The sequence below is a fragment of the Streptomyces sp. NPDC047841 genome (genome assembly GCF_040704085.1).
In the GTDB taxonomy this organism is placed as follows: domain Bacteria; phylum Actinomycetota; class Actinomycetes; order Streptomycetales; family Streptomycetaceae; genus Streptomyces; species Streptomyces argyrophylli.
In genome coordinates this window covers 11,884-36,466 of record NZ_JBEYRP010000030.1, presented here as the reverse complement: position 1 = coordinate 36,466, position 24,583 = coordinate 11,884, and the positions used below count along the sequence as shown (strand labels likewise).

Annotated in this window: 3 protein-coding genes; 1 reads left to right on the top strand and 2 read right to left on the bottom strand. The window is 76.5% G+C overall.

What is annotated here, in order from left to right; genetic code table 11:
* Positions 1-264: 264 nt before the first annotated feature.
* Positions 265-3,054, top strand: coding sequence for an AAA family ATPase (locus AB0947_RS35440; protein WP_366754488.1), 2,790 nt, complete (start codon positions 265-267; stop codon positions 3,052-3,054).
* A 102-nt stretch (positions 3,055-3,156) separates the two neighbouring features.
* Here AB0947_RS35440 and AB0947_RS35435 read toward each other — a convergent pair whose 3' ends face one another.
* Positions 3,157-13,668 carry an SDR family NAD(P)-dependent oxidoreductase gene (locus AB0947_RS35435; protein ID WP_366754487.1) on the bottom strand — a complete coding sequence of 3,504 codons (10,512 nt, stop codon included), beginning with the start codon at positions 13,666-13,668 and terminating at the stop codon, positions 3,157-3,159.
* A gap of 109 nt (positions 13,669-13,777) precedes the next feature.
* Complete coding sequence (locus tag AB0947_RS35430; RefSeq protein ID WP_366754486.1) at positions 13,778-24,502, bottom strand: type I polyketide synthase; 10,725 nt, start codon at positions 24,500-24,502, stop codon at positions 13,778-13,780.
* Positions 24,503-24,583: the final 81 nt, after the last annotated feature.

The following is a 24,583-nucleotide window of genomic DNA, read 5'->3' as shown; positions in this document are numbered from 1 at the left end:
TATTCGGTACTTCACCAGCAAAGCCGGGAACATCCGAACCAAAGTCAGCCATAAATTGGCCGAAATCATTCGGGTCATCGATGCGATACTCTTCGCCGCCGGTCAGGGGCCATTCCGACCGAATCCAGGCCAGCCCGGCGCGCCGCCTTTGCGACAGTGCCGTCGCCTTACAAACTCTCCACGCCGCGTCGTACGACGCCGCCTCGTCCGGGGGGAAACGGGGCGACACCTCGCTCGAAAAAATGAATCTAGGGGGGATCCTCGATGCACCTTTTCGGCCGTACGCGAGAACTGCAGGCCTTGGGTGAGGCGTTCGCTGACAGCGCGCGAGGACACGGCCGTCTCGTGATCATCACGGGTGGTCCAGGATCGGGCAAGACCCAGCTGGTGCATGAATTCCTGACCACGCTGAACAGCACCGGCGCCCGCATACTGACCGCCACCGCCGGTTCGGCTGAACGAGATCAGCCGATGAGCCTGGCCGGGCAATTGCTCCGCAACGCCGAGGCGGAGTGCGCGATGTCACACCACGCCCGGCCGGCGGCGCACTCCTCGGGGGACGTCCGCCGGCCGGCGGACGCCGGGCACCAGCCCGCCGGCGCGTCCGACGGACACGAGAACGCGACCGAGACGCTTCTGCGTCTCGCCAAGGGCGACCGGCCCCTGGTCGTCGCCGTGGACGACGCCCACGCCATGGACCGGGCCTCGTTACAGACCATCGTCCACCTGCTGCACCGCGGCCGCTCCCGGCGGGTCCTCGTGGTGTGCGCCACGTCGGGGCACTTCGCCGAGACCCGCTCGCCCGCGCACACGGAGCTGCTCCGCCAGCCCCACCGGCGCGTGCGCCTGGCTCCCCTGTCCGCGGCGAGCGTCGGCGAACTGCTCGCCGCGCAGGCCGGCCGGACCCTGCCCGGACACGTCCGCGACGCCTACCACCGGGCCACCGCCGGCAGCCCGCTCCTCGTCCACGCCCTGCTGGACGACAGCGCCCACTTCGCCCCGGAGATCGGCCCGCCCATCGCCGGCGCCGCCTACCGCCAGGCGGTGCTGTCCCTGCTGCACCGCGGCGAGCCGGGACACGTCCGGGTGGCCCGGGCCCTGGCAGCGCTCGGCACCCTGGCGGGAACCGTCCCCGTGGGAGACCTGGCCGGCACCACACCGGCCGGCACCCAGGAAGCCGTGGACGTCCTCAACTCCTCCGGCCTGCTGGACGGTCACGCCTTCCGGCACCCCACCGCCGCCGCGGCGGTGCTGGAGGACATGGAGGCCGCCGCCCGCACCCGGCTGCACGGCCGGATCGCCCAGATGCTGTACCGGTCCGGCGCGCCCGCCGCCGAGGTCGCGCACCACCTCCGGCTCGCGGACCTCGTCCCGGCGGGCTGGGGCGCGGGCGTCCTGCGCACCGCCGCGGAACAGGCCCTGGCCGCGGACGACGTGGAGCGCTGCACCGACTACCTCGGCCTGGTCCTGCGCGACTGCACCGACGAACAGGAACGCCACGCGCTGTCGGTGGCCCTCGCGCGCGCGGAGTGGCGCACCAACCCGGCGGCGGCCGCTCCCCATCTCGAACCGCTGCGCGAGGCGGCGCTCGCCGGCGAACTGAGCATGCGGGACGCCGCCACGGTCCTGCGCTACCTGCTGTGGCAGGGCGACACCGAACTGGCCGCCCAGGCCGTCGCCACCCTCATCCACGCGCAATCGGCCGCCGACGCCCAGATCGTCGCCGAGGTCGAGTTCGTGCGGCAGTGGTTCTACGGCGTGGCGCTCTCCGGTAAGGGCGCCCCCGTGACCGGCCTCGACCCGCGCCGCCGGCAAGCGCACGCCGGTGCCGGCGGGCTGGCCGCCCGAGTGGCGGCGCTCATCGGCGGCGAGGCCACCGACGACTCCGCCGCGGCCGTCGCCCAGGCCCTCCAGGGCCACCAACTGGACCACCTCAACCTGGAGTTGGTCGCCATGTCCCTGCTCGCGGTCGCCCACGCGGACCGGCCCGCGATCGCCGCCGAGGCCTGCGAGGCACTGCTGGAGCGGGCCGCGGAACGCCGGGCGACGACATGGCAGGCCCTGCTCGGCTCCATCCGGGCGGAGATCGCCCTGCTCCAGGGGGACGTGACCACCGCCTCGCAGGGGGCGCTCACCGCGCTCGGCACCCTGCGCGCCGAGAGCTGGGGCGTGCTCATCGGCCTCCCGCTGTCGACGGCGATCTCCGCGCACACCGCCATGGGCTCCTACGACGAGGCCGAGGAACTGCTCAAGCACGACGTGCCCGAACCGATGTTCCGCACCGTGTTCGGCATCCAGTACCTGCGCGCCCGCGGGCACCACTTCCTCGCCACCGACCGGCCCTTCGCGGCGCTGGGCGACTTCGAGACCTGCGGGCGGCTGCTCCGGGAGGGCAACCCCAGCCTGCAGAAGGGCATCCCCTGGCGGTCCGACCTGGCGCTGGCCAACCTGCGGATCGGAAAGGCCCGCACCGCCCGGGAGTGGGCCGAGGAACAGCTGAGGCTGCCCGGGGGGCACAGTTCCAGGGCCCGGGCGATGGCGCTGCGCCTGCTGGCCGCCACCTGCAAGCCGCACCGCCGGGCCTCGCTGCTGCGCGAGTCGATCGACTTGCTCAAGGCGTGCGGCGACCGGTACGCGCTGGCCCAGGCGTACGCCGACCTGTCCGCGGCGCACTACGAACTCGGCGAGTACGCCCGGGCGCGGCTGGTGGCGCGGCAGGCGGCGCGGGAGGCCGAGGCGTGCCGCATCGAGTCGCCGGTCGACGCGCACCTGCTGGAGGACCCGGTACGGGCCGACGGCACCGACTCCGACGCCGGCCCCGCCATCCTGAGCGACGCGGAGTGCCGGGTCGCCGGGCTGGCCGCGCTCGGGTACACCAACCGGGAGATCAGCGCCCGGCTGCACGTCACGATCAGCACGGTCGAGCAGCACCTCACCCGGGTCTACCGCAAGCTCAACGTGGCCAACCGTTCGGAGCTGCCGTCGAAGATGCTGGACCACCGCATACCGAAGCTGTCGGACCGCTGGGCCAGCACCCACTCGTCCGCGGGCTGAGCGGTCCCGGCGGCCCGCCGTCCGCCACCCGGTACCACCGGACGGAGCGCGGCCCCACCGGAGGTGTCCTCCGGTGGGGCCGCGCTCCGTCACGCGTGTGCCTCAGCTGAAGCTGCCCAGCTCGTCGTCCAGGATGCCGAACAGCTCGTCGGCCGTGGCCGTCTCGAGGCCCGTGTCCCCGGCGGGCCCGGTGCCGTTGTCCCGCCACTCGCCGGTGCCGTCCCAGCGCGCGCTCAGGGTGCGCAGCCGGGCCGCCACCCGGGCCCGCTGCTCCTCGTCCAGCGCGGCGGAGTCCAGTGCCGTGCCCAACAGCGCCTCCAGGCGCACCACTTCGGCCTCGACGTCGACCGGATCGCCGGAGGTGTCCCCGCCCAGTTCCTCGTAGAGGTGCCGGGCGAGGGCCTCGGAGGTCGGGTAGTCGAAGGTGAGCGTGGTGGACAGCCGCAGGCCGGTGTCGGCGCTGAGCCGGTTGCGCAGGTCCAGCGCGGCGAGCGAGTCCACGCCCAGGTCGCCCAGGGAGCGCTGGGGATCGACGGCGCTGCCGGAGCCGTGTCCGAGGACGTCGGCGACATGCCCGCACACCGTCTCCACCAGCAGCCCCAGCGCGTCGGCGGCGCTCAGCCGGGCCAGCCGCCGCGGCAGCGACTCGGCGGCTGCCGGCGCCTCGGTGGCCGCCGCCCGGGCGGTGCGGCGTACGGCCGCCGGGGCGAGGCCCCGCACCAGGGCGGGGGCGTCTGCGGTGACCTGGACGCGGACCGGCAGCAGCAGGGCGCGGTCGGCGCCGGGGGCGCCCGCCTCGGTCAGCGCGCGGTCGAACAGCTCCAGCGCGCGGTCGGCGGGCAGCGGCAGGATGCCGTCGCGGGCCAGCCGGCGCAGCTCGGTCTCACCGAGACCGGCCGCCATGCCCTCCCCGGTGTCCCACAGTCCCCAGGCCAGCGAGAGGGCCGGCAGCCCCTCGGCGCGGCGCCGGGCGGCGAGGGCGTCCAGGAAGGCGTTCCCGGCGGCGTAGTTGGCCTGCCCGGCCGCGCCCAGGGTGCCGGCGGCGGAGGAGAACAGGACGAACGCGGCGAGGCCGAGGTCGCGGGTCAGTTCGTGCAGGTGCCAGGCGGCGTCGGCCTTGGGCCGCATGACCGCCTCCAGCCGCTCGGGCGTGAGGTCGCTGAGCAGCCCGTCGTCGAGGACGCCGGCGGCGTGCACCACGGCGGTCAGCGGGTGCTCGGCCGGCACGGACGCCAGCAGAGTGGCGAGCGCGTCCCGGTCGGTGGCGTCGCAGGCGGCCACGGTCACCTTCGCGCCGAGGGCGGCCAGGTCGTCCAGCGCGCCGGGTTCGGGCAGCCGCCCGCCCCGGCCGGTCAGCAGCAGGTGGCGTACGCCGTGCCGGGTGACCAGGTGCCGGGCCAGCAGCCGGCCGAGGCTGCCGGTGCCTCCGGTCACGAGGACGGTGCCGTCCGGGTCGAGCGCGGGCGCCGGGCCGGGCTCCGCGTCCGTGGCCTTGGCCAGTTCCGGCACGTACACCGTGCCCGCCCGCAGGGCGAGTTCCGGTGCCCCGGTGGCGACGGCGGCCGGGAGGACGGCGGCCGAGGCGGGGTCGTCGTCGGTGTCGACGAGCACGAACCGGCCGGGGTGCTCGACCGCCGCCGCGCGCACCATGCCCCAGAGCACGGCCTGCGCCGGGTCGGGCACGGAGTCGGCGTGGACGGCCACGGCGGACCGGGTCACCACCACCAGCGGTGCGCCGTCCGGCGCGTCGACGAGGTCCCGCCGCAGCGCGGCGAGTGCCCGCACGGCGGTCCGCCGGGCCGGCGCGGACAGGTCGTCACCGGGTTCGCCGTCCGTGGCCACGGTGAGGGTGCGGGGCTCGGGTGCCGGGTCGGCGGCGGTGAGCGGGAGTTCGGTCCAGCGGACCCGGAACAGGTCGCCGGGGGCGGGTGCGGCCGCGTTCAGCTGTTCGGCGGTGACCTGGCGGACGCGCAGCGCGGTCACCTCGGCGACGGGGGCGCCCGTGCCGTCGTACAGGCGCAGGGTCATGTGGTCGGTGCCGTGCGGGGTGAGGCGCAGCCGGACGGCCGTGGCGCCGGTGGCGTACAGGGTGACGCCCTCCCAGGAGAAGGGCAGGGTCATCACGGTCGGGTCCTGGCCTTCGAGCAGGTCGATGGCGTGCAGGGTGGAGTCGAGCAGCGCGGGGTGCAGTGCGAAGCCGTCGGCCGCCCCGGCGTCGGGCAGGGCGAGTTCGGCCCAGACCTCCTCGCCGAGCCGCCAGGCGCCGCGCAGGCAGCGGAAGGACGGGCCGTAGTGGTAGCCCTGGCCGGCGAGGTGGTCGTAGGTGCCGGTGACGTCCACGGGTACGGCTCCGGCGGGCGGCCAGTCGGTGACCGGGGCCGGTTCGGGAGCGGTGTGCGGGGCGAGGACGCCGGTGGCGTGCCGGGTCCACTCGCCGTCCGCGCCCTCCGGACGGGCGTGCACGGTCAGCTGCCGGCGCCCCTCGGCGTCGGGGGCCGCGACGGCCACCTGGAGGTGGACGGCGCCCCGCTCGGGCAGGACCAGGGGCCGTTCCAGGGTGAGTTCGTCCACGCGCGGGCACTGTGTGCGGTCGCCGGCCTGGACGGCCAGTTCGACGAAGGCGCTGCCCGGGACGAGGACGACCCCGGCGACGGCGTGGTCCGCGAGCCACGGGTGGGTGGCGAGGGACAGCCGGCCGGTGAGGGCCACCCGGTCGTCGCCGGCGAGTTCGAGGGCGGCGCCCAGCATCGGGTGCCCGGCCGGTGCCTGGCCCAGCCCGCCGGCGTCGGTGACCGCGCCGGGCTCGTCGTCCAGCCACAGCCGCCGCCGCTGGAAGGCGTAGGTCGGCAGATCGGTGCGGCGGGCGCCGGTGCCGGCGAAGACCCGCTGCCAGTCGACGGTCACACCGCGCACGTGGGCGGTGCCGAGCAGCGTCGCGAAGGTCCGCTCCTCGTCGCGGTCGCGGCGCAGCGCGGGCACGAACGCCGACCGTTCGGCGTCGGCCGCGGCCTGCGCGCCCATGGCCGACAGGACGGCGTCGGGGCCGACTTCGAGGAAGGTGCGCACGCCGTCGGCCTCCAGCGTCCGGACGCCGTCACCGAAGCGGACCGCCTCGCGGACGTGCCGGACCCAGTACTCGGGCGCGCACAGCTCGTCCTCGCTCGCGCGTGCGCCGGTCACGTTGGAGACGACGGGGATCGCGGGGGGCGTGTAGCGCAGCTCGCGGGCCGTCTTCTCGAACTCCGCCAGCATCGGGTCCATCAGCGGGGAGTGGAAGGCGTGGCTGACCCGCAGCCGCTTGGTGCGGCGGCCGGAGAACGCCTCGGCGACGGCGGCGACGGCGGCCTCGGTGCCGGAGACGACGACGGCGCGGGGGCCGTTGACGGCGGCGACGGACACCTCGGGGCCGAGGTGTTCCCGCACCTCCTCCTCGGTGGCGTCGACGGCGAGCATCGCGCCGCCGGCGGGGAGCGCCTGCATCAGCCGGCCGCGCGCGGCGACCAGCCGGGCGGCGTCCGCCAGGTCCCAGACACCGGCGACGTGGGCGGCCGTCAGTTCGCCGATGGAGTGCCCGGCGAGCCAGTCGGGGCGTACGCCGCAGGACTCCAGCAGCCGGTACAGGGCGGTCTCGACGGCGAACAGCGCGCTCTGCGTGTAGAGGGTGTGGTCGAGCAGGCCGGCCTCCTCGGTGCCGGGCTCGGCCCACATGACGTCCCGCAGCGGGCGTTCGAGGTGGGCGTCGAGCGCCTGGCAGACCTCGTCGAGGGCCTGCCGGAAGGCCGGGTGGGCGGCGTGGAGGGCGCGGCCCATGCCGGGACGCTGGGCGCCCTGGCCGGTGAAGAGGACGGCGGTCTTGCCGTCGGCGGGCCGGCCGCGGACCACGGTGTCGGAGGCGGTGCCGTCGGCCAGCGCGGCGAGTCCGGCGAGGAGTTCGTCCCGGTCGCGGGCGACGACGGCGGCCCGGTGGGTGAGGGCGGCGCGGCCGGTGGCCAGGGAGCGGGCGAGGTCGGGCAGGGGCCGGTCGGCGACCGCGCGCAGCCGTGCGGCCTGCGCGGCCAGTGCCTCGGGCGTGGCGCCGGAGATCACGAGGGGCAGCAGCGGGGCCGGTGCCGCGTCCGTGTGCGGTGCGGGCTCCTCCGCCGGGGCCTCCTCGATGATGGCGTGGACGTTGGTGCCGCTGATGCCGAAGGAGGACACAGCGGCCCGGCGCGGCCGGCCGGTGCGGGGCCAGGGCTGTTCCTCCGTCAGCAGCCGCACCTGTCCGGCGTCCCAGTCGACCTTGGCCGACGGCCGGTCCACGTGCAGGGTCTTGGGCAGCACCCCGTTGCGCATCGCCAGGACCATCTTGATGACACCGGCGACACCGGCGGCGGCCTGCGTGTGCCCGATGTTGGACTTCACCGACCCCAGCCACAGCGGGGTGCCGGCGGAGCGTTCCTGGCCGTAGGTGGCCAGCAGCGCCTGCGCCTCGATGGGATCACCCAGCGTGGTACCCGTGCCGTGCGCCTCCACCACGTCCACGTCCGCCGCCGACAACCGGGCCGACGCCAGCGCCTGCCGGATCACCCGCTGCTGCGACGGACCGTTCGGCGCGGTCAGACCGTTGGACGCCCCGTCCTGGTTCACGGCGGAACCCCGGACGACGGCCAGCACCGGATGCCCGTTGCGCCGCGCGTCCGACAGCCGTTCCAGGACGAGCATGCCCGCGCCCTCGGACAGGGCCGTGCCGTCGGCGGCGTCGGCGAAGGACTTGGCGTGGCCGTCGGCGGCCAGGTTGCGCTGCCTGCTGAAGTCCACGAACGTGTCGACGGTCGACATCACGGAGACACCGCCGGCCAGGGCCAGGGTGCACTCGCCCTGCCGCAGCGCCTGCGCGGCCAGGTGCAGTGCCACCAGGGACGACGAGCAGGCCGTGTCGACGGTGAGCGTCGGGCCCTCCAGACCGAGGGCGTAGGCGACCCGGCCGGAGGCCACGCTGCCGAGGCTGCCGTTGCCGAGGTAGTCCCGGACGGACTCCGGGACGTGCCGCAGCCGGCTGCCGTAGTCGTGGTACATGACGCCCGCGAAGACACCGGTGCGCGAGCCGCGCACGGAGTGCGGGTCGATGCCGGCCCGCTCCAGCGCCTCCCAGGACGTCTCCAGCAGCAGCCGCTGCTGCGGGTCCATGGCGAGGGCCTCGCGCGGGCCGATGCCGAAGAAGTCGGGGTCGAAGTCGGCGGCGTCGTACAGGAATCCGCCCGAGCGGGTGGAGGAGTGGCCGGCCTTGCCCGGCTCCGGGTCGTACAGGCCGTCCAGGTCCCAGCCGCGGTCGGCGGGGAAGGCGCCGATGCCGTCACCGCCGTCGGCGAGCAGCCGCCACAGGTCCTCGGGGGTGCCGACGCCGCCGGGGTAGCGGCAGGCCATGGCGACGATGGCGACCGGCTCGTCGGCTTCCCGCGCGGTGGCCTCGACGGCGGCCTCGGCCTGGTCCCCGAGGAGTTCGCCGCGCAGGAAGCCCACGAGGGCGCCCGCGTCGGGGTAGTCGAAGACGAGGGTGGCGGGCAGGCGCAGGCCGGCCGCGTTGCCGAGGCGGTTGCGCAGCTCCACGGCGGTCAGCGAGTCGAAGCCCAGCTCGCGGAAGGAGCGGCGCGGGTCGAGTGTCATGTCGCCGCCGTGGCCGAGGACGGCGGCGACGTGGGTGCGGACCAGTTCGGTGAGGGCCGCGTCGCGTTCGGCGGGGCCGAGGGCGGCCAGCCGGTCGGCGAGCGACCCGGTCTCCGCGCGGGAGGCCGCGGTACGGCGGGCGCGCACGGGCACCAGGCCGCGCAGCACGGCCGGGACGTCGCCGGCACGGCGCAGGACGGCCAGGTCCAGGCCGACCGGGAGCAGCAGCGGCTCGGCGGCGCCCAGGGCGGCGTCGAGCAGCCGCAGGCCCTCCTCGGTGGCAAGGGGCCGGACGCCCGCGCGGGCCATGCGGGCCACGTCGGCGTCGGTGAGGTGGGCGGTCAGTCCGGTGCGCTGCTCCCAGAAGCCCCAGGCCAGCGAGTGCGCGGGCAGGCCCTGGTGCCTGCGGTGGGCGGCGAGCGCGTCGAGGAAGGCGTTGGCGGCGGCGTAGCCGGACTGTCCGGCGCCGTCGACCGTGCCGGCGGCGGAGGAGAACAGCACGAACGCGGCGAGGCCGAGGTCGCGGGTCAGCTCGTGCAGGTGCCAGGCGGCGTCGGCCTTGGGGCGCAGTACGGCGTCCAGGCGTTCGGGCGTCTGGTCGGTCACCAGTCCGTCGTCGAGGACACCGGCGAGGTGGACGACGGCGGTCAGCGGGTGCCCGGCCGGTACGCCGGCGAGGAGCCGGGCCAGTTGGCCGCGGTCGGCGGCGTCGCAGCGGGCCACGACGACGTCCGCGTCCAGGTCGGCGAAGTCGTCGGCGGCGGTGCCGCTGCGCCCGGCCAGCACCAGGCGGCGCACACCGTGCGCGGCGACCAGGTGCCGGGCGACCAAGGCGCCGAGCACGCCGGTGCCGCCGGTGATCAGCACGGTGCCGTCCGGGTCGAGGGCGGGCGCCTGTCCCGCCGGCGTGGCACGGGCGAGCCGGGGCACGTGCACGGTGCCGTCGCGCAGGGCGAGCTGGGGCTCACCGGTGGCCGCCGCGACGGCCACGGCGGCGTCGGCGTCGGCGCCGTCCACGAGCACGAACCGCTCCGGGTGCTCGCCCTGCGCGGCCCGGACCAGGCCCCACACGGCGGCCCCCGCCAGGTCGGTGACGTCCTCCTCCCCCACCGCGACGGCGCCCCGCGTGAGCACCAGCAGCCGTGCGGAGGCGGTGCGTTCGTCGGCCAGCCAGTCCTGTACGGCGGCCAGCACCCGCTCGGTCGCCCGGCGCGCGCCGGCGACCGGGTCGGGGTCGCCGGCCGGCAGCACCACCCAGGCAGGCACGGTGTCCAGCGCGGCCGGGCCGTGCTCGTCCAGGACGGCGAAGCCGGGCGCGGACGCCTCGGGCACGGGCAGGGCCGGCCAGTCCAGGCGGTACAGGTCGTCCGGGCGGGCGGCCTGGGTGAGGGCGGCCGGGTCGACGGGCCGGGAGACGAGGGCCTCCACCTCGGCGACCGGGGCGCCCGTGGGGTCGGCGAGCTGGATGGAGAGCGTCTCACCGCCGTGCAGCCGGACCCGCAGGGCGGTGGCCCCGGCCGCGTACAGCGAGACCCCGGTCCAGGCGAAGGGCAGCCGGGCGGTGACCTGGCCGTCGGCGGGGGAACCGTCCGCGGCGAGGCCGTCGGCGTGCAGGGCGGCGTCGAACAGGGCCGGGTGCAGGGCGAAACCCTCGCGCTCGACCGGCAGTTCGACCTCGGCGAAGGTCTCGTCGCCGCGCCGCCAGACCGCGCGCAGCCCCTGGAAGGCGGGCCCGTAGTCGTAGCCGAGGCCGGTGAGGCGGTCGTAGGCGTCCTCGACCGGTACGGGGCGCGCGCCCCGGGGCGGCCAGGCCGTCAGGTCGAAGGACGGCGGGGCGGCCCGAGGGGCGAGCAGGCCGGTGGCGTGCAGGGTCCAGGCCGTGTCGTCGGCGCCCTCGGGGCGGGAGTGGACGGTCAGCGCGCGGTGTCCGCCCTCGTCGGCGGCGGCCACGTGCAGCTGGAGCTGGACCGCGCCCCGCTCGGGCAGCGGCAGCGGTGCCTGGAGGGTCAGTTCGGCGAGGTGTCCGCAGCCGAGGTCGTGGCCCGCGCCGAGCGCCAGCTCGACCAGGGCGGTGCCGGGCAGCAGGGTGGTGCCGGACACGGCGTGGTCGGCCAGCCAGGGGGCCGTGGCGGTGGAGAGACGGCCGGTGAACAGGGTGCCGCCCTCGGCGACCGGGACGGCGGCGCCCAGCAGCGGGTGGCCGGTGGTGTCGAGGCCGGCGGCGGTGACGTCACCGGTGGCGGCGGACCGGCCGAGCCAGTACCGCTCGCGCTGGAAGGCGTAGGTGGGCAGGTCGGCGGGGCGGACCGGCATGCCGTCGAACACGGCGGACCAGTCGACCGGGACGCCCGCGACGAAGGCCTCGCCCAGCGCGGTCAGCACGCGTTCCGGGCCGCCGTCGTCGCGGCGCAGCGAGCCGAGGCCGGTGACGTCGGCGCCGGCGGCGTCGGCGGTCTCCTCGATGCTGTGCAGCAGCACGGGGTGCGGGCTGCACTCCACGAACACCCCGTACCCGGCGTCGAGCAGGGTGCGGGTGGTGGGCTCGAACAGCACGCTCTGGCGCAGGTTGGTGTACCAGTAGCCGGCGTCGAGGCGGGTGGTGTCGAGCCGGGCGCCGGTGACGGTGGAGTAGAACGGCACCTCGGCGGGCCGGGCCTGGATGCCCGCCAGGTCGGCGAGGAGCCGCTCCCTGATCGACTCGACGTGCGCGGAGTGCGAGGCGTAGTCCACGGGGAGCCGCTTGGCGCGGTCGCCGCCGGCCACGATCGTCTCCCGGAGTTCGTCGAGGGCGTCGGCGTCCCCGGACAGCACCACGGAGGAGGCGCCGTTGACGGCGGCCACCGAGACCCGGCCGTCGTAGCGGGCGATGAGGTCGCGCACCCGGGCCTCGGGCAGCGCCACCGACATCATGCCGCCGCGGCCGGAGAGTTCGCGGGCGATGGCCTGGCTGCGCAGGGCGACGACGCGGGCGCCGTCGGCGAGGGAGAGCGCGCCGGCCACGCAGGCTGCGGCGATCTCGCCCTGGGAGTGGCCGATGACGGCGGCGGGCCGGACGCCGTGGGCGCGCCACACCTCGGCGAGCGACACCATGATCGCCCACAGCACGGGCTGGACGACGTCCACCCGCTGCAGCGGCTGCCGCGCCCGCACGGTCTCGATGAGGTCCCAGTCGGTGACGGGTGCGAGGGCGGCGGCGCAGTCGGTCATGCGCGCGGCGAACTCGGGCGAGGTGTCGAGCAGGTCGGCGGCCATCCCGGCCCACTGGGAGCCCTGTCCGGGGAAGACGAAGGCGATCCGGGACTCGGCCGCGGGCCTGCCGCGTACCACGTTGGGCGCGGTGCCGCCTTCGGCGAGGGCGGTCAGGCCCGCGGTGAGGGCGGGCAGGCCGGCGCCGGTGACGACGGCCCGTTCGGTGAGCGCGGCGCGTCCGGTGGCGAGGGTGTGGGCGACGTCGGGGACGGGGTCGGTGCCGGTGGTGAGGTGGTCCAGGAGGCTGCGGGCCTGGGCGGCGAGGCCCTGTTCGCCGTGGCCGGACAGCACCAGCGGCAGCGGTCCGGTCCAGGAGGGGTCCTCCGCGCGGGCCTCGGGCTCCGGGGCGGCCTCGATGATGACGTGGGCGTTGGTGCCGCTGATGCCGAAGGAGGAGACGGCGGCGCGGCGGGGCTCGCCGTCGGCGGGCCAGTCGCGGGCGTCCCTCAGCAGTTCGACGGCGCCCTCCGCCCAGTCGACCTGGGAGGTCGGCTGTTCGGCGTGCAGGGTCCTGGGCAGCCGGCCGTGCCGCATGGCCATCACCATCTTGATGACGCCGGCGACACCGGCGGCGGCCTGGGTGTGCCCGATGTTGGACTTGACCGAGCCCAGCCACAGCGGTTCGGCGCGGCCCTGGCCGTAGGTGGCGAGCAGGGCCTGGGCCTCGATCGGGTCGCCGAGCGGGGTGCCGGTGCCGTGCGCCTCGACGGCGTGCACCTGGCGGGGTTCCAGGCGGGCGTCGGCGAGGGCGGCGCGGATGACCCGCTGCTGGGAGGGGCCGTTGGGGGCGGTCAGGCCGTTGGAGGCGCCGTCCTGGTTGACGGCGGAGCCGCGCACCACGGCCAGGACGCGGTGGCCGTGGCGCCGGGCGTCGCCGAGCCGTTCCAGCAGGAGCAGGCCGGCGCCCTCGCCCCAGCCGGTGCCGTCCGCGCCCTCCGCGAAGGACTTGCAGCGGCCGTCCAGCGCGAGCCCGCGCTGGCGGGAGAAGTCGATGAAGGTGTCCGGGGTGGACATGACCGTGACGCCGCCCGCGAGGGCGAGGTCGCACTCGCCGGTGCGCAGTGCCTGCACCGCGAGGTGCAGGGCGACGAGCGAGGAGGAGCAGGCGGTGTCGACGGTGACGGCGGGGCCTTCCAGGCCGAGGGTGTAGGAGACGCGGCCGGAGGCGACACTGCCCAGGTTGCCGTTGCCGAGGTAGCCCTCGACGCCCTCCGGTACCTCGGTGAGCCAGCTGCCGTAGTCGTGGTACATGACGCCGGCGTAGATGCCGGTGCGGCTGCCCTTGAGGGTGTGCGGGTCGATGCCGGCGCGTTCGAAGGCCTCCCAGGACGTCTCCAGCAGCAGCCGCTGCTGCGGGTCCATGGCGATGGCCTCGCGGGGGCTGATGCCGAAGAAGCCGGGGTCGAACCGCGGCGCGTCGTACAGGAACCCGCCCTCGCGCACATGCGTCTTGCCGGGGGCGTCGGGGTCGGGGTCGTAGATGCCCTCGACGTCCCAGCCGCGGTCCGCGGGGAAGTCGCCGACGGCGTCCGTGCCGGTGTCGACCAGTTCCCACAGCTGTTCGGGGGTGGTGACGCCGCCGGGGTAGCGGCAGCTCATGGCGACGATCGCGACGGGCTCCTGCGCCGTCTCGGTGAGCTGGGCGTTCTGCTGGCGCAGCCGCTCGTTCTCGAGCAATGACTCGCGCAGCGCCTCGACGATCTGCTCGACGGATGTGTCCACGGTCGGTGTCGCTCCCTGCTGGTTCGGCGGCGCTGGTGACGCGGTGGAGGTGCGCCGGTACGGGTGGCCCGGTGCCGGACGCGGCGCGTCGTCCGGCACCGGGGCGGTGTCACTGGGTGGCGCTGCGGTCGAGCGCGGCGCGCACCAGGTCGGCGACGGCCATGGACTTGATGTCCAGGGCGCGGTCGGCGGGGGCGGGGTCCGGGGCCGGGGCCCGCTCGGACAGCTTCAGCAGGCTGTCGAGCAGGCCGGCTTCCCGGATGCGGGCGACGGGGATGCGGGAGATCAGGGCGCGCAGTTCGTCGTCGCCGTGCGCGGGGGCGGGGGGCTCGGCGTCCGGCGCGGTGTCCGGGAGGAGCCGTTCCAGGAGGTGGCCGGCGAGGGCCGCCGGGGTGGCGTAGTCGAAGATCAGCGTGGAGGGCAGGCGCAGTCCGCAGACCGCGTTCAGCCGGTTGCGCAGTTCGACGGCGGCGAGCGAGTCGAAGCCGAGTTCGGTGAAGGCGCGGCGCGGTTCGACGGCGGACGGTCCGGCGTGGCCGAGGACGGCGGCGACCTCGGTGCGGACCGCCTCCAGGACGGTGTGCTCGTGGTCGGCGGCGGGGAGTCCGGCCAGCCGCTCGCCCAGGGTGCGGGCCGGGTCGTCGCCGTCCGTGCGGGCGGTGACGCCGGCCAGGGTCCGCAGCACGGCCGGGACGTCGTCGCCGCGCCGGCGCAGGGCCGCGGTGTCCAGCCGTACCGGTACCAGGGCGGGGCTGCCGGTGGCCACGGCGGCGTCGAACAGCTCCAGTCCCTCGTCCGGGCCGAGCGCGCCGATGCCGGAGCGTTCGATGCGCTGGACGCCGGCCTGGTCGAGGGTGGCGCCCATGCCGCCGCCGGACCACAGTCCCCAGGCGAGGGAGGTGGCGGGCAGGCCGAGTGCGGCGCGGTGGGCGGCCAGCGCGTCGAGGAAGGCGTTGGCGGCGGCGTAGTTGCCCTGGCCGGAGGCGTCGAGGGTGCCGGCGGCCGAGGAGAACAGCACGAAGCGGGACAGTTCCCGGTCCCGGGTGAGGTCGTGCAGGTGCCAGGCGGCGTCCGCCTTGGGCCGCAGCACGGTGTCCAGCCGCTTCGGGGTCAGGGAGGCCACCAGGCCGTCGTCCAGGACGCCGGCGGTGTGGACGACGCTGTCCACGGGGTGCGCGGTGAGCAGGGCGGCGAGGGCCGCGCGGTCGGACACGTCGCAGGCGACGATCTCCGCCTCGGCACCCAGTTCCGCCAGGTCCGCGCGCAGGCCGGCGGCGCCGGGCGCGCCGGGCCCGCGGCGGCTGGTGAGCACCAGGCGGGTGACGCCGTGCCGGGCGGCCAGGTGCCGGGCGACGAGCGCGCCGAGTCCGCCGGTGCCGCCGGTGACGAGGACGGTGCCCCACGGGCGGTCCGGTGCCGGGGAGTCGTCGGCGCGCACCAGGCGCGGGGCGTGTGCGCGGCCGTCGCGCCAGCGGACCTCCGGTTCCCCGGAGTCGAGGAGGGCGGCGAGCGCGGCCCGGTCCGGTACGGGGGCGTCGGGGCCGGTCGTTGCGACGAGCAGGATGCGGCCGGGGTCCTCGGCCTGCGCGGCCCGCACCAGACCGTGCACGGCGGCGTCGGCGAGGCCGCCACCGGTGAGGACCACCAGCACGGACCCGGTGTACCGGTCGTCGGCCGTCCAGGCCCGCAGGGTGGTGAGGGTGCGGTCGAGCACGGCCCGCACGGCGCCCGGCAGCCGTTCGCCGTCGGCGGGCGGTGCGCCGACCGGAAGGATCACCACGTCGGGCACGGGGGTACCGAGTGCTTCCAGGCCGGCGTGCACGGGGACGCCGAGGCCGAGGTCGTCGTCGCCGAGGACCGCCCAGGTGCGGCGGCCGGGGCGTCCGGCGGTCTCGGGCAGCGGTTCGTCGGTGACGGCGTAGAGGTGGCGCTGCCGCTGGGTGAGCCGGTCGGCGGTGACCGGCCGGGTGACGTAGGACTCGACGGTGGCGAGGGGCCGGCCCTCGCCGTCCGCGAGGTCGATGCGGGTGCCGTCGGGGCCGGGGGTGACACGGACGCGGGCGGTGAGCCCGCCCTGGCCGTGCGCGGCGACGCCGGTCCAGGCGAAGGGCAGGGCGATGCCGTCGGACGTCTCGCCCGGTTCGCCGTCGGCGAGGGAGGTGACGTGCAGGGCGGAGTCCAGCAGGGCCGGGTGCAGGGTGTGCCGGGCGGCGTCCTGCCGTGCGGAGTCGGGGAGTTCGAGTTCGGCGAGGAGTGAGTCGCCGTGCCGCCAGGCGGCCTTGACCCCGCGGAAGACGGGCCCGTAGTCGTACCCCTCGGCGTGCAGGCGCGGGTAGAGGCCGGTGACGTCGAGCGGGGTGGCGCCGGGCGGCGGCCAGGCACCGGGCGGGGGCGGGGGCGCGGTGGCGGAGCCGGTGAGGGTGCCGGTGGCGTGCCGGGTCCAGCCCTCGTCCGCCGGGGCGTTCTCGGGGCGTGAGTGGATCTCGACGGTGCCGTCGGGTCCGGTGGCGACCTGGAGGTGGACGGCGGTGTCCGCGGCCAGCACCAGCGGGGCCTGGAGGGTCAGCTCCTCCACGACGGGGCGTCCGGTGAGGCGGCCGGCGTGCAGGGCGAGGTCGACCAGCGCGGCGCCGGGCACCAGGACCGTGCCCAGCACGGCGTGTTCGGCGAGGACGGGGTGGGTGGCGGCGGAGATCCGGCCGGTGAGCAGGACCCCGGCGTCCCCGGGCAGGTCCAGGCGGGCGCTGACCAGCGGGTGGCCGGCGGCGGCGAGCCCGTGTCCGGCGGCGTCGCCGGCCGCGACGGCGGGCGTGGGCAGCCAGTACCGGCGGTGCTCGAAGGCGTAGGTGGGCAGGTCGACCCGGCGGCCCTCGTACGACGCGTAGAGCGCCGCCCAGTCGACGTCGAAGCCGCGGGTGTGCACGGTGGCCAGGGCGGTCAGCAGGCCGGGCAGCGGGTCGGTGTCCTTGCGGCCGGCCGGGACGAACGCGGTCTCCGCGGCGTCCGGCAGGCAGTCGGGGCCGAGGGCGGTGAGCACGGGTGCGGCGCCGAGTTCGAGGAAGGTGCCGGCGCCCTTCGCGGCCAGCGTGGTGACGGCGTCGGCGAAGCGCACGGTCTGCCGCACGTGCCGTACCCAGTAGCCGGCGGAGCCGAGTTCGGTGGCGGTGGCCGGGGCGCCGGTGAGGGTGGAGACGATCGGCACGGTCGGTTCGCCGGCCTCGATGCCGGTCATGACCTCCCGGAACGCGGCCAGCATGGGCTCCATGCGGGGCGAGTGGAAGGCGTGCGAGACGCGCAGCCGGCGGGCCGTCGGGAAGTGCGCGGCGACCTCGGCGACGGCGTCCTCGTCGCCGGAGACGACCACGGCGCGGGGGCCGTTGACGGCGGCGATCCCGCACCGTCCGTCCAGCAGCGCGGCCACCTCCTCCTCGGTGGCCTGTACGGCGGTCATCGCGCCGCCCTCGGGCAGCGCCTGCATGAGCCGGCCGCGGGCGGCGACCGCGGTGACGGCGTCCGGCAGCGACCACACGCCCGCGACGTGCGCGGCGGCGAACTCGCCGACGGAGTGGCCGGCCAGCCAGTCGGGGCGCAGCCCGAAGGACTCCAGCAGCCGGTAGAGCGCGACCTGGGTGGTGAACAGCGCGGCCTGGGTGTAGGCGGTCTGCTCCAGGGTCTTCGGGTCGTCGCCGAACACGACCTCGGCCAGGGGCCGTTCGAGGTGCTTGTCGAAGAGGGCGGCGGCGCGGTCGAAGTGCTCGGCGTAGACGGGGAAGGCGTCGTACCAGTCGCGGCCCATGCCGGGGCGCTGGGCGCCCTGGCCGGAGAACAGGTAGGCCAGGGTGCCGTCGGTGGCGGAGCCGGTGACGAGCAGCCCGGGAGCCTCGGTGCCGTGGGCCAGGGCGTCCAGCGCGGCGGCGGCCTCGTCGTCGCCGCCGGCGAGGAGCACGGCGCGGTGCGGGTGGGTGCCGCGGGTGGTGGCCAGGGCCAGGCCGAGGTCGGCCGCGGTGGCGCCGGTCAGCTCGCGCAGGCGCCGGGCCTGGCCGCGCAGGGCCTCGGGCGAGCGGGCGGAGACGGGCAGGGCGAGCAGCGGCGGGGCGGTGGCGGGGTCCGGCTCGGCGGGCTCGGGCTCGGGGAACTCCTCCAGGATCACGTGGGCGTTGGTGCCGCTGATCCCGAAGGAGGACACACCGGCGCGGCGCGGCCGGCCGGGGGCGGGCCACGGGCGCCGCTCGGTGAGCAGCCGCACCGCGCCGGCGTCCCAGTCGACCTGGGGGGACGGCGCGTCGACGTGCAGGGTCCGCGGCAGGACCCCGTTGCGCATCGCCATGACCATCTTGATGACACCGGCGACGCCGGCGGCGGCCTGGGTGTGCCCCATGTTGGACTTGACCGAGCCGAGCCACAGCGGTTCGGCGCGGTCCTGGCCGTAGGTGGCCAGCAGCGCCTGGGCCTCGATCGGGTCGCCGAGGGTGGTGCCGGTGCCGTGCGCCTCGACGGCGTCGACGTCGGCGGGGCCGAGCCCGGCGGCGGCCAGCGCGGCGCGGATGACGCGCTGCTGGGAGGGGCCGTTGGGCGCGGTCAGGCCGTTGGAGGCGCCGTCGGAGTTGACGGCGGAGCCGCGGACCACCGCGAGCACGCGGTGGCCGTTGCGGCGCGCGTCGGAGAGGCGTTCCACGACGAGGACGCCGGCGCCCTCGCCCCAGCCGGTGCCGTCGGCCGCGGCGGCGAAGGACTTGCAGCGGCCGTCGGCGGCCAGCCCGCGCTGCCGGGCGAAGTCGATGAAGGTGTCCGGGGTCGACATGACGGTCACGCCGCCGACCAGGGCGAGGTCGCACTCGCCCTGCCGCAGCGCCTGCGCCGCCAGGTGCAGGGTGACCAGGGAGGAGGAGCAGGCGGTGTCGACGGTGACGGCCGGTCCTTCCAGGCCGAGGGCGTAGGCGACCCGGCCGGAGACGACGCTGCCGAGGCTGCCGTTGCCGAGGTAGGCGGCGAGGTCCTCGGGCACCTCGGCGAGCCAGGTGCCGTAGTCGTGGTACATGACGCCCGCGAACACGCCGGTGCGCGAGCCGCGCAGCCGCTGCGGGTCGATGGCGGAGCGCTCCAGCGCCTCCCAGGACACCTCCAGCAGCAGCCGCTGCTGCGGGTCCATGGCGGTGGCCTCGCGGGGGCTGATGCCGAAGAAGCCGGGGTCGAACTCGGCCGCGTCGTACAGGAAGGCGCCCTCGCGGGTGTAGGTGCGGCCGGGGGTGCCCGGCTCGGGGTCGTACAGCGCCTCGGTGTCCCAGCCGCGGTCGGCGGGGAAACCGCCGACCGCGTCGACGCCGTCGGCGACGAGCCGCCACAGGTCCTCCGGGGAGCGGACCCCGCCGGGGTAGCGGCAGCTCATGCCGACGATGGCGATCGGGTCGTCGTCCGGTGCGGTGCGGGCGGCGACGGCCTTGGTGTCCTGCGGGCCGGTGCCGAAGAGGGTGTCGCGGACGTGCTCGGCGAGGGCGCGGGAGGTGGGGTGGTCGAAGACGAGGGTGGCGGGCAGCCGCAGCCCGGTGGCGGTGCCCAGCCGGTTGCGCAGCTCCACGGCCGCCAGGGAATCGAAGCCGAGGTCGGTGAAGGCCCGGCCGGGGTCGATGGCGGACGGCCCGTCGTGCCGGAGGACGGCCGCGACCTCGGTGCGCACCAGGTCGAGCAGGGCGCGGTCGCGGTCGGCGGCGGGCAGCGCCGCGAGCTGTCCGTCCGTGGCGGTGGCGGGAGCGGCGCCGGCGGCGGCGCGGCGGGTGACCGGGCGGACCAGGCCGGTCAGCAGCGGCGGTACGCCGTCGGAGCGGCGGCGTACGGCGGCGGCGTCGATCTCGACGGGGACGAGGTGGGGCGCGCGGGAGCGGACGGCGGCGTCGAACAGCTCCAGGGAGCGGGCGGCGGACAGGCCGGGGACGCCGTAGGCCGCGATGCGCTCGCGGGCGGCCTCGTCCAGTGCCGCGCCCATGCCGCTGTCGGTGTCCCACAGGCCCCAGGCGAGCGCGGTGGCGGGCAGGCCGAGGGCGGCGCGGTGCGCGGCGAGGGCGTCGAGGTAGGCGTTGGCGGCGGCGTAGTTGCCCTGGCCGGGGCCGTCGAGGACGGCGGCGAGGGAGGAGAACAGCACGAAGTGGGCGAGGTCGCGGTCCCGGGTCAGTTCGTGCAGGTGCCAGGCGCCCAGCGCCTTGGCGTGGAAGACCTCGTCCACCATCGCGTCGGTGAGGGTGTCCACGACGCCGTCGCGCACGGTGCCCGCCGCGTGCACGACGGAGTCGACGGGGTGCTCGGCGAGCAGCCGGCGCAGCGCCTCGCGGTCGCCCACGTCGCAGGCGGCGACGGTCACCTCGGCGCCGAGCGCGGTGAGTTCGGCGTGCAGGGCGGGGGCCGTGCCGCGGCGGCCGGCGAGCACCAGGCGGCGCACGCCGTGGGCGCGGACCAGGTGCAGGGCGAGCAGCGCGCCGAGGCCGCCGGTGCCGCCGGTGACGAGGACGGTGCCCCAGTCGGGGGCGGCGTGGTCTCCGGCGGGCTGGGCGGTCAGCCGGGGCACGCTGAACGCGCCGTCGGCGAGGGACAGTTCGGGTTCGCCGGTGGCGAGGACCTGGCGCAGGTCGGCGTCGCCGGGGAGCTGCTCGTGCTCGACGAGGACGTAGCGGCCGGGGTTCTCCGCCTGGGCGGACCGGACCAGGCCGCGGACGGCGGCGTGGGCGGGGCTGCCGGGCGGGGTGACGACGACGAGCCGGGTGCCGGCCAGGCGCTCGTCCTCCTGCCAGGTGCGCAGCAGCCGCAGGACGTGGTGGACGTGGGCGCGCGCCGTGGTGGCGTCGGCGTCCGCCGGGCCGGGCACGCGGTGGACGACGGCGTCCGGGGCGGGGCCGTCGAGCAGGGCGTCCGCGGAGTCCGTGAGGACGGCGGTGCGCAGGGGTGGTGCGGTGGTCGCCGGGCGGGGGTACGGCGACCACCGCACCGCGTACAGGACGTCGCCCGCCGGTACGGGACGGGAGGTCAGGGCCTCGATGTCGGCGACCGGGGCGCCGGTGGCGTCGGCGAGGCGCAGGGCGATGGTGTCGCCGCCGGCGCGGGTGATCCTGACGCGGAGGGCCCGGGCGCCGGTGGCGTGCAGGGTGACGCCGCTCCAGGCGAACGGCACCAGGACCTCGGGGCGCGGCGGGGCATCGAGGTCGGCGGCGTGCAGGGCCGCGTCCAGCAGGGCCGGGTGCAGGCCGAACTGCGCGGCGTCGGTGGCGGCTTCCTCGGGCAGGGCGACCTCGGCGTAGACGTCGTCGCCGTGCCGCCAGGCGGCGCGCAGGCCCTGGAAGGCGGGGCCGTACCCGTAGCCCTGGTCGGCGAGGTCCGCGTAGACGCGGGCGGTGTCGAGCGGCCGGGCGCCTGGCGGGGGCCACTCGGTCAGGCCGGCCGTGGCGGCGGGGGCGGCGGGGGTGAGGACGCCGGCGGCGTGCTGGGTCCAGGGGGCGGCCTCGTCGGCGCGGGTGTGGACCGTGACGGGGCGGCGGCCGGCCTCGTCGGGTTCGCCGACGGCGACCTGGACGGCGACGTCCTCGTCGGCGCGCAGCACGAGCGGGGCGCCGAGGGTCAGTTCCTCCAGGGTGTGCGCGCCGGCGTGTTCGCCGGCGCGCAGGGCGAGTTCGACGAAGGCGGTGCCCGGGAACAGCACCCGTCCGGCGATGACGTGGTCGGCGAGCCAGGGCTGGGTGCGGGTGGACAGCCGCCCGGTCAGTACGACGCCCTCGGCGCCGACGGCCACCACGGCGGCCAGCAGCGGGTGGCCGGCGGGGAGCTGGCCGAGGCCCGCGGCGTCGGTGGCGGCGCGCTGCTCCAGCCAGAAGCGGCGCCGCTGGAACGGGTAGGGCGGCAGGTCGGTCCGGCGCCCGCCGAGGCCGGTGAAGTGCCGCCGCCAGTCGACGGGGACGCCGCGGGCGTGGGCGGCGGCGAGCGCGCCGACGGCTTCGCGGGCCTCGGGCCGCTCGCGCCGCAGCACCGGCAGGAAGGCGGCGCCGGGTACGTCGGTGCAGTCGGGGCCCATCGCGGTCAGCACGGCGTCGGGGCCGACCTCCAGGAAGGTGCGGACCCCGGCGTCGGCGAGGGTGCGGACGGCGTCGTGGAAGCGGACCCGGGCGCGTACGTGCTCCACCCAGTACTCGGGGTCACACAGCTCGGTGGTGACGGGCCCGCCGGTGACGGTGGAGACCACCGGCAGTCGCGGCTCGGCGAAGTCGAGGACGTTCACCACGCGCCGGAACGCGTCCAGCATCGGTTCCATCAGCGGCGAGTGGAAGGCGTGGCTGACCCGCAGCCGCTTGGTGTCGTGGCCGCGCGCGGCGAGTTCGGCGGCGATGCGCCCGACGTCGTCCGCGTCGCCGGAGACCACGACGGAGGCGGGACCGTTGACGGCGGCGATGCCGGTGCGCGGGGTGAGCAGCGGCGCGACCTCGTCCTCGGCGGCGCGTACGGCGACCATCGCGCCGCCCTCGGGCAGGCGCTGCATGAGCCGGCCACGGGCGGCGACCAGGATCGTCGCGTCCTGGAGGGTGAGCACGCCGGCCGCGTGCGCGGCGGCGATCTCGCCGACGGAGTGCCCGGCGAGCTGGTCCGGGACGAGGCCCCAGCTCTCCAGGAGCCGGTGGAGGGCGACCTCCACGGCGAACAGGGCGGGCTGCGCGTACTCGGTACGGTGCAGCAGCTCGGCCTCCGGGGTGCCGGGCGCGGCGAACAGGACGTCCGCCAGCGGCCGGTCGAGCTGGAGGTCGAAGTGGGCGCAGACCTCGTCCAGGGCGTCGGCGAACACCGGGTGGGCGGCGGCCAGTTCGCGGCCCATGCCGATCCGCTGGCTGCCCTGCCCGGTGAACAGGAAGGCCAGCTCGCCGTCGACGCGCCCGGTGAGCGGGGTGGCTCCCGAGGCCAGGTCCTCCAGTGCGGTGCGCAGTTCGTCGCGGTCGGCGGCGACGAGGACGGCCCGGTCGTCGAGGGCGGCCCGGGTGGTGGCCAGCGAGTGGGCGAGGTCGAGGGGGTCGGTCTCGTCCACGAGAGGCAGCAGCTCGGCGGCACGGGCCCGCAGGGCGGCCTCGCCGCGGGCGGACAGGGCGAAGGGCAGGGGGGTGCCGGCGGGCACGGACCCGGCGTTCCGCGCCCCGGGCCGCGGCCCCTGCGGCGGACCGGCGTCCGCGGGGTCCGGCTCCTCCAGGATGACGTGGGCGTTGGTTCCGCTGACGCCGAACGAGGACACGCCCGCTCTCCGGGCCCGGCCGGTCTGCGGCCAGGCGCGTTCCTCGGTGACGAGTTCGACGGCACCGGAGGCCCAGTTGACGTTCGGGGTGGGGGCGTCGACGTGCAGGGTCGCCGGTACCCGGCCGTGCCGCATGGCGAGGATCGTCTTGATCATGCCGGCGACGCCGGCGGCGGCCTGGGTGTGGCCGAGGTTGGACTTGACCGAGCCGAGCAGCAGCGGGGCGTCGGCGGGCCGGCCCCGGCCGTAGGTGGCCAGGAGCGCGGTCGCCTCGATGGGGTCGCCGAGCCGGGTGCCGGTGCCGTGCGCCTCGACCACGTCGACGTCGGCGGCGGTGAGGCCGGCGTCGGCGAGTGCCCGGCGGATGAGCCGCTGCTGGGAGGTGCCGTTGGGCGCGGTGAGGCCGTTGGAGGCGCCGTCCTGGTTGACGGCCGAGCCGCGCACGAGGGCGAGGACGCGGTGTCCGTTGCGGCGCGCGTCGCTCAGCCGCTCCAGGACGAGCACACCGACGCCCTCGGCGAATCCGGTGCCGTCCGCCGCGGCGGCGAACGCCTTGCAGCGGCCGTCGGGCGCGAGGCCCCGCTGCCGGCTGAAGGCGGTGAACACACCGGGGCCGCCCATGACGGCGACACCGCCCGCGAGCGCCAGCGAGGACTCGCCCTGCCGCAGCGAGCGGCACGCCAGGTGGACGGCGACCAGGGAGGCGGAGCACGCGGTGTCGACGGTGACGGCCGGTCCCTCGGCGCCCAGCACGTAGGCGACGCGGCCGGAGATGACACTGCTCGCGTTCCCGGCGAGCAGGTAGGCGTCGAGTCCGTCCGGGGCGTCGTGCAGACGCGGCCCGTACTCCTGCACCTCGGCGCCGAAGAACATGCCGGCCGGGGTGCCGCGCAGTCCCGTGGGGTCGATGCCGGCGTCCTCCAGGGCCTGCCAGGAGGTCTCCAGGACGAGCCGCTGCTGGGGGTCCATGCCGAGCGCCTCGCGCGGGCTGATGCCGAAGAAGTCGGCGTCGAACTCGGTGGCGGTGTCGAGGAATCCGCCGCTGCGGACGTAGGCGCTGCCGGGCACCTCGGGGTCCTCGTCGAAGAGGGCGTCCAGGTCCCAGCCGCGGTCCTGCGGGAAGCCGGACAGCACCTCGCCGCCCTCGGTGAGCAGCCGCCACAGGTCGGCGGGCGAGGAGACGCCGCCGGGGAAGCGGCAGCCGATGCCGACGACCGCGACGGGTTCGTCGGCGCTGCCGTCGGCGGCCGGCTCGTCGGGGACGTCGGCCCGGCCGTGGGCCTCGACGAGCAGACGGGCCGCGAGGTCGTACACGGTCGGGCAGTCGTAGGCGACACCGACCGGCAGGTCGAGCCCGGTGCGCTCGGTCAGCCGCCGGTGCAGGTCGACGGCGGCGAGGGAGTCGAGTCCCTGCGCGGCGAACGGGGCGGCCGGGTCGAGGCCGTCCACCGTGCCCGGCCGGGCCGCTTCGATCGCCTCGGTCACGGCGGTGCGCACCAGTTCGGTCACCAGCCTGCGGTGCTGGGACGGTACGGCCGTGGCGAGCCGCCGTGCCAGAGCTGAGTCGGTTCCGGGCCCGTTCATCCACGCATCTCCGCTTTCGGCCGACACCGGTTTTCCTCTCCTTTTTCCACACCGTAGTGACGGCCCCAGAAAGGCCACACC

Coding starts and splice junctions, on each gene's coding strand:
- AB0947_RS35440 (WP_366754488.1), top strand. CDS start 265: ATGCACCTTTTCGGCCGTACGCGAGAACTGCAGGCCTTGGGTGAGGCG.
- AB0947_RS35430 (WP_366754486.1), bottom strand. CDS start 24,502: ATGAACGGGCCCGGAACCGACTCAGCTCTGGCACGGCGGCTCGCCACG.